13 protein-coding genes and 2 pseudogenes are annotated in these 14,144 nt (G+C 72.2%); 4 read left to right on the top strand and 11 right to left on the bottom strand.

The genetic code is table 11. The features are described 5' to 3' along the window. Both VGD70_RS04105 and VGD70_RS04100 read left to right on the top strand, forming a co-directional pair. Positions 1-656, top strand: a 656-nt coding sequence (locus VGD70_RS04105) for a prolyl oligopeptidase family serine peptidase (RefSeq protein ID WP_331078248.1), incomplete at its 5' end; no start/stop codon positions are given. Next, entirely contained in the window at positions 653-1,567 is a 915-nt protein-coding gene (locus tag VGD70_RS04100; protein ID WP_331078246.1) for an LD-carboxypeptidase, read from the top strand. The genes VGD70_RS04105 and VGD70_RS04100, both read left to right, overlap by 4 nt. Here the strand turns inward: VGD70_RS04100 and VGD70_RS04095 are convergent. From VGD70_RS04095 to VGD70_RS04085, 3 genes and pseudogenes are all read right to left on the bottom strand, one after another. Further along, positions 1,564-2,280, bottom strand: a complete 717-nt coding sequence (locus tag VGD70_RS04095) for an MBL fold metallo-hydrolase (RefSeq protein WP_331078245.1) — start codon at positions 2,278-2,280, stop codon at positions 1,564-1,566. The two genes, VGD70_RS04100 and VGD70_RS04095, sit on opposite strands and share 4 nt — an antisense overlap. 132 nt (positions 2,281-2,412) lie before the next feature. Further along, on the bottom strand, positions 2,413-3,228 hold the full coding sequence (locus VGD70_RS04090) for a metalloregulator ArsR/SmtB family transcription factor (RefSeq protein WP_331078243.1): 816 nt from the start codon (positions 3,226-3,228) through the stop codon (positions 2,413-2,415). 10 nt (positions 3,229-3,238) lie between these two features. Next, positions 3,239-3,732 (bottom strand): annotated as a pseudogene (locus tag VGD70_RS04085) (TetR/AcrR family transcriptional regulator); the annotation flags it as partial. Positions 3,733-3,811: 79 nt separating this feature from the next. Between VGD70_RS04085 and VGD70_RS04080 the strand changes: the two are divergent. Continuing rightward, positions 3,812-4,408, top strand: a complete 597-nt coding sequence (locus VGD70_RS04080) for a hypothetical protein (protein ID WP_331078241.1) — start codon at positions 3,812-3,814, stop codon at positions 4,406-4,408. On the opposite strand, the pseudogene VGD70_RS04075 reads toward VGD70_RS04080, so the two are convergent. Together VGD70_RS04075 and VGD70_RS04070 are read right to left on the bottom strand one after the other, a co-directional pair. Beyond that, a pseudogene (locus tag VGD70_RS04075) lies at positions 4,377-4,637 on the bottom strand (helicase C-terminal domain-containing protein); the annotation flags it as partial. The gene VGD70_RS04080 and the pseudogene VGD70_RS04075 overlap by 32 nt on opposite strands. 87 nt (positions 4,638-4,724) lie before the next feature. Further along, positions 4,725-5,861: an epoxide hydrolase gene (locus tag VGD70_RS04070; RefSeq protein ID WP_331078239.1), complete on the bottom strand. Its 1,137-nt coding sequence runs from the start codon at positions 5,859-5,861 to the stop codon at positions 4,725-4,727. 62 nt (positions 5,862-5,923) lie between these two features. Between VGD70_RS04070 and VGD70_RS04065 the strand changes: the two genes are divergently transcribed. After that, positions 5,924-6,883, top strand: a complete 960-nt coding sequence (locus tag VGD70_RS04065) for a helix-turn-helix transcriptional regulator (RefSeq protein ID WP_331078237.1) — start codon at positions 5,924-5,926, stop codon at positions 6,881-6,883. Here the strand turns inward: VGD70_RS04065 and VGD70_RS04060 are convergent. The 6 genes from VGD70_RS04060 to VGD70_RS04035 form a co-directional block, all read right to left on the bottom strand. Then, positions 6,873-7,421, bottom strand: coding sequence for a GNAT family protein (locus tag VGD70_RS04060; protein ID WP_331078235.1), 549 nt, complete (start codon positions 7,419-7,421; stop codon positions 6,873-6,875). The genes VGD70_RS04065 and VGD70_RS04060 overlap by 11 nt on opposite strands. Beyond that, positions 7,421-8,932 (bottom strand): polyprenol phosphomannose-dependent alpha 1,6 mannosyltransferase MptB, encoded by a 1,512-nt coding sequence (gene mptB, locus VGD70_RS04055; protein WP_331078233.1) that lies wholly within the window; start codon positions 8,930-8,932, stop codon positions 7,421-7,423. Before mptB (VGD70_RS04055) ends, VGD70_RS04060 begins: the two co-directional genes overlap by 1 nt. Further along, positions 8,922-10,442, bottom strand: a complete 1,521-nt coding sequence (mptB, locus tag VGD70_RS04050) for a polyprenol phosphomannose-dependent alpha 1,6 mannosyltransferase MptB (RefSeq protein WP_331078231.1) — start codon at positions 10,440-10,442, stop codon at positions 8,922-8,924. Before mptB (VGD70_RS04050) ends, mptB (VGD70_RS04055) begins: the two co-directional genes overlap by 11 nt. A 131-nt stretch (positions 10,443-10,573) precedes the next feature. Next, on the bottom strand, positions 10,574-12,211 hold the full coding sequence (locus tag VGD70_RS04045) for an ABC transporter ATP-binding protein (RefSeq protein WP_331078229.1): 1,638 nt from the start codon (positions 12,209-12,211) through the stop codon (positions 10,574-10,576). Between the two features lie 3 nt (positions 12,212-12,214). Further along, the gene (locus VGD70_RS04040; RefSeq protein ID WP_331078227.1) at positions 12,215-13,117 is read right to left on the bottom strand and encodes an ABC transporter permease; all 903 of its coding nucleotides are present in this window, start codon (positions 13,115-13,117) and stop codon (positions 12,215-12,217) included. Next, on the bottom strand, positions 13,114-14,139 hold the full coding sequence (locus VGD70_RS04035) for an ABC transporter permease (RefSeq protein ID WP_414637884.1): 1,026 nt from the start codon (positions 14,137-14,139) through the stop codon (positions 13,114-13,116). The genes VGD70_RS04040 and VGD70_RS04035 overlap by 4 nt, the downstream gene beginning before the upstream one ends. Between the last annotated feature and the right edge of the window lie 5 nt (positions 14,140-14,144).

The raw sequence follows: 14,144 nt of genomic DNA, 5'->3' as shown, positions 1-14,144 counted from the left end.
TCGAGATCGCGTACTTCACCAGCCGCGGCTTCGGCTACGTCGCGGTGAACTACGGCGGCTCGGCCGGTTACGGGCGGGCGTTCCGCGAGGCGCTCAACGGCGAGTGGGGCGTGGTCGACGTGCACGACTGCGCCGCGGTCGCTGCCACCCTCGCCGCGGAGGGCTCGGCCGACGGCACCCGGCTCGCGATCCGCGGCGGCTCGGCGGGCGGCTGGACCTCGGCGGCGTCAATGACCACAGTGGACACCTACCGGTGCGCCACGATCATGTACCCGCTGCTCGACCTGCTGGGCTTCGCCGACGAGACGCACGACTTCGAGTCCCGCTACCTCGACGGCCTGATCGGCACGCTGCCCGAGCACGAGGCCCGCTACGTCGAGCGGTCGCCGATGAACCGGCTCGACCGGCTCGCCGGCCCGGTGCTGCTGTTGCAAGGGCTGGAGGACCAGGTGTGCCCACCCGAGCAGGCCAACCGGTTCGTGGCGGCGCTGGACGGCAGCGGCATGCCGCACGCGTACCTCACGTTCGAGGGCGAGCAGCACGGGTTCCGCCGCGCGGAGACCGTCACCGCGGCGCTGGAGGCCGAGCTTTCCTTCTACGGCCAGGTGTTCGGCTTCACCCCGCCCGGGGTGCCGGTGCTGGAGCTGCGCACGTGAGCACGCGCACCCGGCCGGCCCGCCTCGCGGCCGGCGACACGGTCGCGCTCGTCGCGCCGGCCGGCCCGGTGCGGCCGGAGCTCATCGACAGCAGCGTCGCCGTGCTGCAGGACTGGGGCCTGCGGGTGCAGGTCGGCAAGCACGTGCTCGACCGGCATCCCGACCTGCCCTACCTCGCCGGCACCGACGCGCACCGCGCCGCCGACCTGCAGCGCGCGTGGTGCGACCCGGCCGTCGCGGCGGTGATCTGCGCGCGCGGCGGCTACGGCACGATGCGGATGGTCGACCTGCTCGACTGGGACGCGATGGCCGAGGCCGGCCCGAAGGTGTTCACCGGGTCCAGCGACATCACCACCCTGCACCAGGCGATCGGTGACAACCTCGGCCTGGTGACGGTGTTCTCGCCGATCGTCGCCGGCGAGTCGTTCGACCAGACCGCGCAGAAGTACCTGCGTGCCACGCTGTTCGAGCCGGAGTCGATGCTGTCGCTCACCGGCCCGGCGGTGGCCACGATGAACCACGGCACCGCGACCGGCGTCGTGGTCGGCGGCAACCTGAGCCTGCTGTCCTCGTGCGTCGGCGCGTCCCGCCCCGCCCCCGACGACGCGATCGTGCTGCTCGAGGACGTGAACGAGGAGCCCTACCAGGTCGACCGGATGCTCACCCAGCTGCTGCGCGCGGGCTGGTTCACGCGCGTGTCCGGCATAGCGCTGGGCTCCTGGACCGGCTGCGGCAAACCGTCCGAAGTGTACGCCGTGCTCGCGGACCTGTTGGGCGGCCTGGGCATGCCGACCGTGTGGGAGCTCGGCTTCGGCCACGTCCCGGCCCAGCTCACCATCCCCCTCGGCGTCGAGGCCACGCTGGACGCGGACGCGGGCACCCTCACCCTGGCCGAGCCCGCACTGCGTTAGACCAGGCGGCGCTTGCGGTGGCTCGCCGCCGCCTCGCGCATGGCCCGGCCCGCGTCCGTGACCACCGGCTCGCCGTGGCCGAAGCACGCCGTCGCCACGTCCAGCGCGGCCATCCGGTGGAAGCTCTCGAGCTGGGCGTCCTCGTCCTGGTTGAACACGCCCAACATCACCTCGCCGGCCGGGGTGGTGCCGATCGTGTCGCCGGTGAACAGGACCTTCGGGCCCGGCAGGTACACCGCGATGCTGCCCGGCGTGTGGCCGGGGATGCTCAGAACCGTTGCGCCGCCACCGAAGTCGAGCTCGTCGCCCTCGTGGAGCAGAACGTCCACTGTGGTCGGTGGGGTCGGCGCCAGGCCGAGCGCGCTGATCTGCTCCCAGAGCGGCGCGTCGAACTCGGTGACCACCGGGTCCGGCCGCCGCACCTCGCCGCGGACGAACGCCGCGTCGGCCTCGTGCACGTGGACCGGGGCGCCGTGCCACGAGCGGACCTCCGCCGCCGAGCCCGCGTGGTCCTCGTGCCCGTGGGTGATCACGATCCGCTCGATCGCCGACGGCGCCAGCCCGAGGCCCCGCACCGCCTCGGCGATCGCCGGGCCCGACCCGTCGATGCCGGTGTCGATCACGGTGACGACGTCGGCGTCGCGCCACAGGTACAGCTGGCCGAACCCGACCCGCACCAGGTACAGGCTCGGCCGCAACTCGGTGATCTCCATGCGCACCAGGCTAGGCAGCATCCCGGCGAACCGGCCCGAGGTTTCGCTGTCAGCGTCACGCCGGATCAGCAGCAGTACCGCGGTTCGGGCCGAGCAGCTCGACCGCACGATCGAGGCTGTCGGCAGGATCGTCTAGACGGGCAGCGCCGCGCCGGTCTCCAGCAGCGTCTTCATGCTCGCGACGAGGTGCAGCCAGCCGCCGCCACTCTGCTCGAGCCGGCCGCTGATCGCGCGGTACATCTCGGTCTCGCCGGCGAACCCGTCGTGGGTGACGGTGAGCTTGACGACCGGCCCGGCCTCCTCGATGTCGAAGGCCACCCGGGTCCGCGGCTCCCGCACCAGCTCGGCGAGCCGCTCCGGCGACCAGCCGAACAGCTCGGCGTGCTCGGGCTGGTAGTTGTGCCAGCTGTAGGCGAGGCGCCGGTAGGGGTCGGCCTCGAGCACGACCTGCCCCTGGTCCTTGGCGGCCTCGTCCGGCGCGTACCGCAGCAGGACCGGTGAGCCGACCTGCCAGTCGGACTCCAGCTCGAGGCCGCCCCAGTACTGGCGGGTGAACGCCGGCTCGGTGAGCGCCTGCCAGAGCCGCTCGGGGGTGGTGTCGATGAAGGTGGTGTAGACGAACACGGGGTTGCCCATCGGTTCCTGCTCCAATGCTGTCTTCAGGTCGGCCAGCGCGTGTACGCGGTCGCGGTCGTACCGGTGGATCCAGCGCTGCGCGATGGCGTTGATCGGCTCCGCGTTGAGGTAGTGCAGCTTCTCCCGGCCGCGCCACACGGTGGTGATCAGGTTGGCCTCGACGAGCACCGCGAGATGCTTGCTCACCGACTGCCGCGCCATCTCCAGCCCGGCGCACAGCTCACGCAGGCTCTGCCCATCGCGCTCGTTCAACCCGTCCAGCAGCCGCCGCCGACTCGGGTCGGCCAGCGCCCGGAACACCTCGTCGTCCATCGCAGGTTCCTCAATATGCAGCCATCCGGCTGCCTGAATATAGGCAGCCGTGCGGCTGCATGTCAACGGCTATCTCGTCCACCGCGGTGTCCGGATCGGCCGACTCGCGGGCCAGCGAATGGGCGTCGATCACGAACCTCGCGATCGTCCGGCAGGCCGTTGTGGTCCGTGGCAGGTCGAGATCGACAGCGATGGCCGTTGCCAGCGACTCTGCATGGCGCCGCCGCATCGACTCCTCGTACTCCCGCAGGGCGGGTGATTCGTCGATCATGCGCCAGACCGGGGCGGCGCCCTCCGCCGCGTCGCACCATGGCCTGGATCTCGCGGCGCAGCGCGGGGATGAGCGGCTCGTGCGGCGCCCGGCCGGTGACCGCCTGTGCGAGGCGTTGCTCGAAGTCTCCGTCCCGCTCGAATATCAGCGCCTCTTTTCGAGGCGAAGTGGGCGAAGAGCGTGGTGACGGCCACGTCGGCCTCGGCGGCCACGTCACGAATGCCCACCGCTTCTTGCTGGGGAGTCGTTCTGCTGTTCGCTTGAGCAAATAGCTCCGTGTCGTTTCGGCGGGTCCGGGCTTAGCTTCGGGCGGTGGCAAACGAACTGACGATTCCGCTCCTGCCCTGTCGAGACATCGACGAAATCGCGTCCTTCTACGAGATGCTCGGCTTCTCGCTCACCTATCGGCAGACGCGGCCGAACCCGCACATCGCCTTGCAGCGCGAGGACATCAACCTGCACTTCTACGGGATGGTTGGCCACGTTCCGGAGCAGTCGCACAGCACGTGCCTGATCATCGTGCAGGACACCGGGCCGTTGTTCGAGGCGTTCGCGGCGGGAATGCGCGCTGTGCACGGGAAGTTGCTCATCTCCGGCATTCCGCGCATGACCAGGCCTCGGCTGCGCAACGACCGGTACACCGGGTTCGCCGTCGTCGATCCGGGTGGCAACTGGATCCGGATCAACAAGTCCGCCCAGGAACCCGAGGCGCGCACCAAGCTCGCGAAAGCCATGGAGAACGCGGCACGGCTGGCGGACGCGAAGGGCGACGAACAGCAGGCGTTGAGGATCCTCGAAGGCGCGCTCAAACGGACCGACGGCTCCGAACCGGAACTGCAGGACGCTCAGGCCTACCGCGACGAGTTGGTCGAGCGGATCACCGGGTCTGGGCCTCGTCCAGGCGCTTGAGGGCGCCGCGGACCACCTCGGGGTCGTAGGTCGTCCAGAACGGCCGGAGTGAGGCCCTGATGAAGCCGCCGTAGCGAGCGGTGGCGACGCGCGGATCGAGGACGGCCACCACGCCCTTGTCCGACATCGAGCGCAGCAACCGGCCGGCGCCCTGGGCCATCAGCAGAGCGGCGTGCGTGGCGGCGACGGTCAGGAAGCCGTTGCCGCCACGCGAGCTCACCGCCGTCTCCAGGTAGCGGCCGGCATCGCCGACCGCTCCAGCAGCAGCTGCCGGTGCAGCGTCGTCCGGTTCGGTGTTGCCCGGTTCGGCGTGCGGTCAGCGGTGGTCACGGAGGAACTCTCGCAGCTCGCCCGCCAGCAGGTCGGGCGCCTCCAGCGCCGGGAAGTGCCCGCCCCGGTCGAACTCCGTCCACCGCGCGGCCTCGCAGTTCGGGTCGAGCACCGACCGGATCGAGTTGTCGCCGGCGAACACCGAGACGCCGAGCGGCGCGTCCCCCGCGGTCAGCGGCGCCGCCCCGGACTCGCCGGCGAACTGGCGGAACGCCCGCATCCCCTCGTAGGTGAAGTGCGCCGACGACGCGCCCGAGGCGGTGAACCAGTACACGCTGATGTTGGTCAGCAGCTGGTCGATGTCCACCGCGTCCTGCGGCAGCGCCGCCGCGGCGTCGGTCCACGCGGCGAACTTCTCCGCGATCCACGCCAGCTGCCCGGCCGGCGAGTCGGTCAGCGAGTACGCCAGCGTGGCCGGCCGGGTCGACTGCAGGTGCAGGTACCCGAGCCCGTCGGCCTGGAAGGCGTTGAACCGCTCCGCCCGCGCACGGTCCACATCGGACAGCCCGGCCAGCGGCAGCGGCGGGCCGAACGGGTACGGGCCCGGCCCGGTGACGTGCGCCGCGACCACCCGGCCGGGCGCGACCATGGGCAGCATCCCGGTCACCCCGGCGCCGACGTCGCCGCCGTGCGCGGCGAACCGCTCGTAGCCCAGCTCGGTCATCAGCGACGCGAAGACCGACGCGACCCGGAACAGGTTGCCCCAGCCGGGCGCCGACAGCGGCGTCGAGAAGCCGAACCCGGGCAGCGACGGGATCACCAGGTGGAACTCGTCGGCGAGCGGCTCGACGAGGTTCAGCAGCTCCACGAACGAGCTCGGCCAGCCGTGAGTGAGGATCAGCGGCAGCGCGTCGGGGTTGGCCGAGCGGACGTGGACGAAGTGCAGCCGCTGCCCGTCGACCTCGGTGGTGAACTGCGGGAACGTGTTGAGCCACTTCTCCTGTGCCCGCCAGTCGAAGCCGGTGCGCCAGTAGCCGGCGAGGTCGCGCAGGTAGTCCACCGGCACGCCGCGTTCCCAGCCCACGCCCGGCAGCGGGGCCGGCCAGCGGGTGGCCGCGAGGCGGGTGTGGAGGTCGTCGAGGTCGGCCTGCGGGATGTCGATGCGGAACGGTTCGATGTTCATGTGCCCAGGCTAGGAAGCATTGCGGAAAGGTTCGTTCCGCAATGCGGGGCAGAATACGAGCCATGGTGGACACCTCGGCGCGGCTGCTGCGCCTGCTCTCGCTGCTGCAGGCCCACCGCGACTGGACCGGTCCCGCGCTGGCCGAGCGGCTCGGCGTCACGACCCGGACCGTGCGCAACGACGTCGGGCGGCTGCGCAACCTCGGCTACCCCGTGCACGCCACCCCCGGGGCGGCCGGCGGCTACCGGCTCGGCGCGGGTGCCCAGCTGCCGCCGCTGCTGCTCGACGACGAGGAGGCGGTGGCCGTGGCGGTCGGCCTGCGCACCGCCACGGGCGGCGGGGTGACCGGCATCGAGGAGACGTCGGTCCGCGCGCTCGGCAAGCTCGAGCAGGTGCTGCCGTCGCGGCTGCGGCACCGGGTGAACGCGCTGCACATGGCGACCGTGCCGGTGCCGGGCCGCGGGCCGACCGTGGACGGCGAGGTGCTCAGCACGCTGGCCGCCGTGTGCCGCGACCACGAGCGGCTGCGCTTCGACTACGCGAGTCATGAGGGCACGGAGTCGATCCGGACGGTCGAGCCGCACCGGCTCGCGCACGCCCGCGGGCGCTGGTACCTCGTCGCGTACGACGTCGACCGTGCGGACTGGCGCACCTTCCGCGTCGACCGGCTGCGCCCCAAGATCCCGACCGGCCCCCGGTTCACGCCGCGGGAGCCACCCGGGGGCGACGTCGCCGCGTACGTGGCCGCGAAGCTCGGGACCGCGACGTGGCGCTTCCGGGCCACCGTCCGCGTGTTCGCCCCGCCCGACGAGCTGGCGCGGAAGCTGCCGCCCGGCGTGGAGCTGCTGTCCTCGACGGAGGACGAGTGCGTGGTGGCCGTCGGCTCGGACACCCCGCAGACGCTGGCCGTCTACATCGGACTGATGGACGCCGACTTCGAGGTGACCGGCCCGCCCGAGCTCCTCGCCGAGCTCAAGAAGCTGTCCGCGCGCTACGCCAGAGCGGCGAGAGTCACCCCGTGAGCGACGGGCGCGTGAGCTCCCAGATGATGTCCACCCCACGCTCCGCGGCCGCCCACTCCTCGCGCGGCCGCGCGTGCCGGCCGACGTCGGTGAAGCCCAGGCGGCGCGGGACGCCCTCGCTCGCCGTGTTGGCCACGTCGTGGCGGATCTGGACCCTCGTCACGCCCGGCACGGTCAACGCCTGCTCCACCAGCAGACCCGCCGCCGTGGTCGCGTAGCCGCGGCCGGTGTGGCCGGGGTGCAGCCAGTAGCCGATCTCCAGCACGTCCGGCACGCCGTTGCGTCCCAGCGAGCACCCGCCCGCGAGCGCACCGGCACCCGTGATCGCATACCGGTAGACCGCCCCCGAGGCCCACTTCTCCAGGCACTCCACCACGAACTCGGCCGGCCGGGTCCGCTCGTACGGCCCGGCGGCCCACGTCGCCCACGGGCGTAGCCACTCCTGTGCCGAGGTGACCAGCCGGTACAGGTCGTCCTCGTCGGACGTCGACCAGCGGCGCAGCGAGACCGGCCCGCGGGCCACCGAGAGCGCCGGCATCAGTCCCGCACCGGGCGGATCGCCCAGCGCAGCGGGTCCGGGCGGACCAGGGACACCGCGGCCAGCACGGACAGCGCGATCGCCAGGAACATCCACGGCCACACGTACAGCAGCGTCTCACCGTCGGCCGAGTACGGGGCCACCATGAACGCCGACACCCCCACGAACACCGCCAGCTGGCGCGGCTTCCACGCCAGCCCCGCGGCCAGCGCCAGGCCCCACGTCAGGTACCAGGGCAGCATCGTCGGCGACAGCAGCGCCACCGCGAACAACGCGATCGCCGCCCGCCGCACCGCGTCCGGGCCGCCCTCCCGCGCCCGCCACCACTGCCGGACCACCACGAACACCAGCAGCGCCGTGCCCAGCAGGCGCGTCACCGTGATCACCCAGCCCCGCGGCACGTCGACCGCGATGCCGATGATCCCGTGCAGGATCTCCCCCACCGCGGTCGGCACGGACAACCAGTTCACCAGCCGGGACGACGCGTTGACCATCGTCACCCAGCCCAGGTCGACCCCGGCCAGCACGGTGACCGCCGCGAACACCACGCCGAACACCGCCAGCGCACCCGCGCACGCCCGCGCGAACGCGCGCCACCGCGACGACGACAGGTGCCCCGCCCACACCCACACCAGGAACGGCAGCGCCACCGCGGCACTCGCCTTCACCGCCACGGCGAGCGTCACCAGCGCGATTCCGGAGATGTGGTGCCGGTCGAGCACGAGCACCGTGCCCGCGGCCATGAACCCGATCATCAGCAGGTCGTTGTGCGGACCGCCGACCAGGTGCACGACGGTCAGCGGACCGGCGAGCACCATCCACGCCGCCACCGGCAGCCGCCCGCCGAGATGGCGCACCAACCCGGGCAGCGCCCACAGCAGCAGGCCCAGCCCGACGAGCTGGGTGAGCCGGGTGAGCAGCACACCGGCGACGATGTTGGTGCCGGTGAGCCACACGGTGCCCTTGATCAGCAGGATGAACAGCGGCCCGTACGGCGCCGGCGTGTCCTGCCAGAACGGGTGCACGTTCTCGATGAGCGCCGTCGAGTCGAGCACGGTGGGGCCCACCTTGAACGGGTCGAACCCGGCCAGCGCGATCGCGCCCTGCGCGAGGTAGGAGTACACGTCCCGGGTGAACAGCGCGGGCGCGAGGAGCAGCGGCGCGGTCCAGCACGCCGCCGCGACGAGCACCGGGCGGGTGCCGACCCGGCGCGCGAGCACGCCGCGGCCCAGCCGGACCCACGCCCACACCATCAGCACGAACCCGACGTAGACCACGACCGTCGACAGCATCTTGCCGTGGCCGTACCGCAGCCAGGACACCACGCTGTCGGACATGATCGGGTCGTCGACCGCGCCGGCGGCGGCGCCGAGCCCGCCGAGGAGCAGCAGCACCGAGCCGACCGTGCCGAGGACGATCGTGCGGACCGGCGTCGTCGCCGGCGCGGGAGGAGCAGGAGCCTCGCCGGGGGCGCTCACGGTGTCGGTCGCCGTGCCGGTGTCAGCGCCCAACGCTCATTCCGACCGGCGTGAGCGGCTCGAGGTGCCGGTCGAAGACGTTGAGCGGGTCCGGCCGCAGCAGCGACACGCCGGCGAGCACGGACACGCCGGCGGCCAGGGCCATGAACAGCCAGTTGTAGAGCAGGTCGTCGCCGGCCGGGGTGTAGGTGAGCACGAGGAACACCGCGAAGGTGACCTGCACGGCGAGCTGGCGGCGCTTCCACGGCAGCGCGGCCGCGAGCATGAAGCCCCAGGTGAGGTACCACGGCAGGGTGGCGGGCGAGAGGATCGCGACGACCAGCAGCGCGATGGCGGCGCGCTTGACCGCGTCCGGGCCGCCGTCGCGGGCCCGCCACCACTGCTTGACCAGGATCACCAGCATCAGGATGCCGCCGAGGACGCGCAGCACGTTGACGAAGTAGACCTTGTTGAGGTCGATCACCAGGCCGACGATGCCGTGGATGAGCTCGCCGACGCCGGTGGGCAGCGACAGCCAGTTGACGATGGCGGTGGGCGCGTCGAGCGCGCCGATCCAGCCGAGGTCGACCCCGGACACGAACGTGGCCGCGGCGAACGTGACGACGAAGATCCCGAGCGAGAGCGAGCACGCGCGGGCGAAGTTGCGCCACCGGGTCGAGGACAGGTGCCCCGCCCATACCCACACGAGGAACGGCAGCGCCACCGCGGCGGTGGCCTTGACCGCGACCGCGAGGGTGAGCAGCACCATGCCGAGCACGTGCCGGCGTTCCAGCATCATCGCCGTGCCGGCGGCGAGGAAGCCGACCATCAGCAGGTCGTTGTGCGGCCCGCCGATGAGGTGCACGACGGTCATCGGCCCGGCGATCGCCAGCCACAACGCCACCGGCAGCCGGCCGCCGAGGTGGCGCACGAGGATCGGCATGGCCCACAGCAGCAGGCCCACGCCGATCATCAGGCCGAGCCGCATCAGCAGCACCCCGGCGATCATGTTGGTGCCGGTGATCGAGATGACGCCCTTGGCCAGCAGGATGAACAGCGGCCCGTACGGCGCCGGGGTGCTCTGCCAGAACGAGTCGACGTTGTCCACCACCGGGTCGACGTCGAGGTTGCCCGGGCCGACGGTGAACGGGTCGTAGCCGTGCAGCGGCAGCGTGCCGTAGGCGATGTAGAGGTAGGCGTCGCGGCTGAACACCGGCGGCGAGAACAGCATCGGGACGATCCAGCACGCCGCCGCCACGAGCACGGGCCGCGCGCCGACCCGCCCGGCCAGCACGTGCCGGCCCAGCCGCACCCACGCCCAGACCACCAGCAGGAATCCGATGTAGAGAATGACCGTGGCGAGCATCCGCCCGTGGCCGTACCGGACCCACGACATGGCGCTGCGACCCAGGACCGGGTCCTGCGCGAGGGTCGCGCCCGCGCCCAGCGCGCTCACGAGGATCAGCAGGCTGCCGATCGTGCCGAGCGCGATCGTGCGCACCGGCAGAGGATGCGTGCGCCGCCCACCGGATTCCGCGGGGCTCGCGTTGTCGACGGTGGTCACACTGCCTTCTGCGGACGGATTAGTGGTGGTGAACATGGCGGCTTGAGATTACACAGGCCCGCTGGTCTGTTTGCCGCAACGGCCGCTTTTTGACACACCGGGCGTGCCGGGCGCGACACCCCGGGTAGCGATCATGGAGCGGGCGAGCTCGGCGCGGTCGTCGGGAGGGCGGCCAGGAGCGAGCGGGTGTAGTCGTGCTTCGGGTTGCGCAGGACGTCGTCCACCGAGCCCACCTCGACCAGTTCGCCCTGGTACATCACGGCGACCCGGTCGGCGATGTTCCACGCCAGCCCCAGGTCGTGGGTGATCACCAGGGCCGCGAGGTCGAGCTTGGCCCGCAGCCGCAGCAGCAGCGCCAGGATCTCCCCGCGCACCGACGCGTCCAGCGACGCCACCGGCTCGTCCGCCACGAGCAGCCGCGGCTCGAGGGCCAGCGCGCCGGCGATCACCACCCGCTGCCGCTGCCCGCCGGAGAGCTGGTGCGGCAACAAGGGCATGAACTCTTCCGGTGGGCGCAGCTCCGCGGCCTCGAGCGCGGCGGCCACGTGCTCGCGCTCGTCGCCGGCGACCCGGTGGATGCGCAGGCCCTCGGCGACCGACTCGTAGACCGAGTGCCGCGGGTTCAGCGCGCTCGTCGGGTCCTGCAGCACGAGCTGCACCTGCCGCCGGTAGGCCTTGAGCCCCCGGCTGGACGTCGGGACGGGCGTGCCGCCGTAGACCACCCGGCCGGCGGTCGGCGGTTGCAGGCCCAGGATCGTGCGGGCCAGCGTGGTCTTGCCCGAGCCGGACTGGCCGACCAGCGCGACGATCTCGCCCGGCCGGACCTCGAGGTCGACCCCGGCGACGGCGTGGGTCACCGACCCGCCCCGGCCCTGGAACGTCACCCGCAGGTCCTCGGTGCGCAGCAGCGGCTCGCCGGACGCGGGCTCGGGTGCCCCGGGCAGGCCCAGCGGGCTGCTCGTCGCCGGCGCGTAGCGGTACGCCGGGTCGCCGACGGTCGGGAACGCGGCCGCGAGCGCCTTGGTGTGCGGGTGCCGCGGGTCGGCGATGACCGCGGCCGACTCGCCCTCCTCGACCAGCTCGCCCTCGTACATCACGGCGAGCCGACGGCAGGTCGAGGCGAGCACCGCGAGGTCGTGGCTGATCATGACCAGCCCGATGTCCCGCTCGGTCACGAGCTGGGTCATCAGGTCCAGCACCTGCGCCTGGACGATCACGTCGAGCGCGGTGGTCGGCTCGTCGGCGATCACCAGCCGCGGCTCGCACGCCAGCGCCATCGCGATCATCACGCGCTGCTTCTGCCCGCCGGAGAGCTCGTGCGGGTACGCGTCGCCCTTCGCGGCCGGCAGCTCGACCTGGGACAGCAGTTCGGCCACCCGCTTGGCCACCGCGCCCGCTGCCGGCGGCGACGCGCTGTGCAGCACGATCGGCTCGGCGATCTGGTCGCGCACCCGGCGCACCGGGTTCAGCGCGTGCATGGCGCCCTGGAACACGATCGACGCGGTGGTCCAGCGCACCGCGCGCAGCCGCCCCCACTTCATCGTGGAGACGTCCTCGCCGTCGAGCAGGATCTCGCCGCCGATCTCGGCCGAGGGGGGCAGCAGCCGCAGCACCGACATGGCCAGCGTCGACTTCCCGCAGCCGGACTCGCCGGCCAGCCCGAGCGTCTCGCCCGCGTCGAGGGTGAGGTTCACACCGCGGACGGCCTCGACCTCGCGCTCGCGACCGCGGTAGCGCACGGTCAGGTCCTTCAGCTCCAGAAGCGGCACCGCTCAGCCCTCCCGCAGCCGTGGGTTCAGGACGGACTCCAGCGCCCGCCCGCACATGGTGAACGCCAGCACCACGATGCCGATCGCGATGCCCGGCGGCAGCAGGTACCACCAGGCACCCGCGATGACCGCGCTGTCCAGCCACGCCGAGCGCAGCATCGACCCCCACGAGGGCCGCATCGGGTCCGGGTCGCCGAGGCCCAGGAACGACAGCGTCGACTCGGCCACGATCGCGCTGCCCACCGCGAGCGTGGTGTTGACGAACACGAGCGGCAGCACCGCGGGCAGCACGTGCTTGGTGATCACGTGGGTGTGCCCGCCGCCCAGGGCCTTCGACCGCTCGATGTAGGGCCGCGCCTCGATCGTCAGCGTCTGCGCCCGCACCAGGCGCGCCGCCGAGGGCCACGACGTCAGCCCGATCGCCAGGATGATCGTGCCGATGCCGCGCTCCATCACCGTCGACAGCGCGATCGCGAGCACCAGCGAGGGCAGCACGAGGAAGAAGTCGGTGATCCGCATGAGCCCGGCGGAGACCCAGCGGCCGTAGTGCGCGGCCAGGATGCCGATGATCGTGCCGATCGCGATCGACAGCAGCGTCGCCACGAAGCCGACGGTGAGCGAGACCCTGGCGCCCCACAGGGTCAGCAGCAACACCGAGCGGCCGGGCCGGTCGGTGCCCAGCAGGAACTCCGCGCTCGGCGGCTCCATCCGGCCGCCGGTGGCCCGGGTGACGTCCAGGCCCTCGCGGTCGGTGAGCACCGGGGCGAGGACCGCGAGCAGCACGATGAGCACGAGCAGGCCCAGCCCGAGCAGGCCGGTGCGCTGCTTGGCGAACTGCCTCCACCCGGCGGCGAACGCGGCCCCGCGCCGGCGCCAGGCGAGGGTGCGGGGGGACGGAGTGGTCACGACGCACGCACCCGGGGGTCGAGGACGCGGTAGAGCACGTCCGCGATGACGTTCATGGTGATCACCGCGCCGGCCAGCACGATGAACGTGCCCTGCAGCAGCGGCAGGTCCCGCACCCGCAGCGCGTCGTAGGTCAGCAGGCCCAGGCCGGGCCAGGAGAAGACGGTCTCGGTGGTGACCGCGCCGGCGATCACGAAGCCCAGGTGCAGGAACACCAGGGTGACCGTCGGCAGGAGCGCGTTGGGCACCGCGTGCCGGCGGCGCACGAGGTCCTCGCGCAGTCCCTTGGCCCGCGCGGTGGTCAGGTAGTCCGCGCCCATCTCCTCGAGCAGCGAGGAGCGCATGACGAGCTGGTACTGCGCGTAGATCACCGCGACGAGGGTGACCGTCGGCAGCACCATGTGGTGGGCGATGTCGACGGCCTGGGAGAAGAAGTCCGGCGGTGTGTCGGAGTAGACGAGCCCCGCGGTCGGGAACAGCCCGCTGGTGGCCGCGAGCAGCAGCATGCCCAGCCAGAACGTCGGCGTGGACCACAGGGCCAGCGCCACGCCGGTGGAGATCCGGTCGAACCTGCTCCCCCGCCGCCACGCCGACCGGGTGCCCAGCCACAGGCCCAACGCCACCGCGATGATCGTCGCGACGCCGACCAGCAGCAGCGTCGGCCACAGCCGCTCGCCGATCTTCTGCGCCACCGGCACGTTGAACACGTAGGACTGGCCGAGATCGCCGTGCAGCAGCTTCCACAGGTAGTCGCCGAACTGCCCCATCAGCGACTTGTCCAGTCCCAGCCGGGTCTTCAGCTCCGCGATCATCTCCGGCGAGGCCGGCCGGCCGCGGGTCATGGTCTGCACGACGTCCCCGGGCAGCACCCGGAACAGCAGGAAGCCCAGCACGATCACCAGGCCGAGGCTGATCAGCCCGCCGCCGATCTTGGTCAGCACATAGCGGACGGCTCCGCCACCACGGGTGGGTGGCGGAGCCTCCGCTAGCGCGTCCTCGGTCGGGATGAGGATGTCCGACACAAAAC

Origin of the sequence: Actinophytocola sp., from assembly GCF_036402745.1 — a bacterium.
GTDB lineage: Bacteria > Actinomycetota > Actinomycetes > Mycobacteriales > Pseudonocardiaceae > Actinophytocola.
The sequence above is the reverse complement of the archived record's forward strand: the minus strand, read 5'-3'. Positions and strand labels throughout refer to the sequence as shown.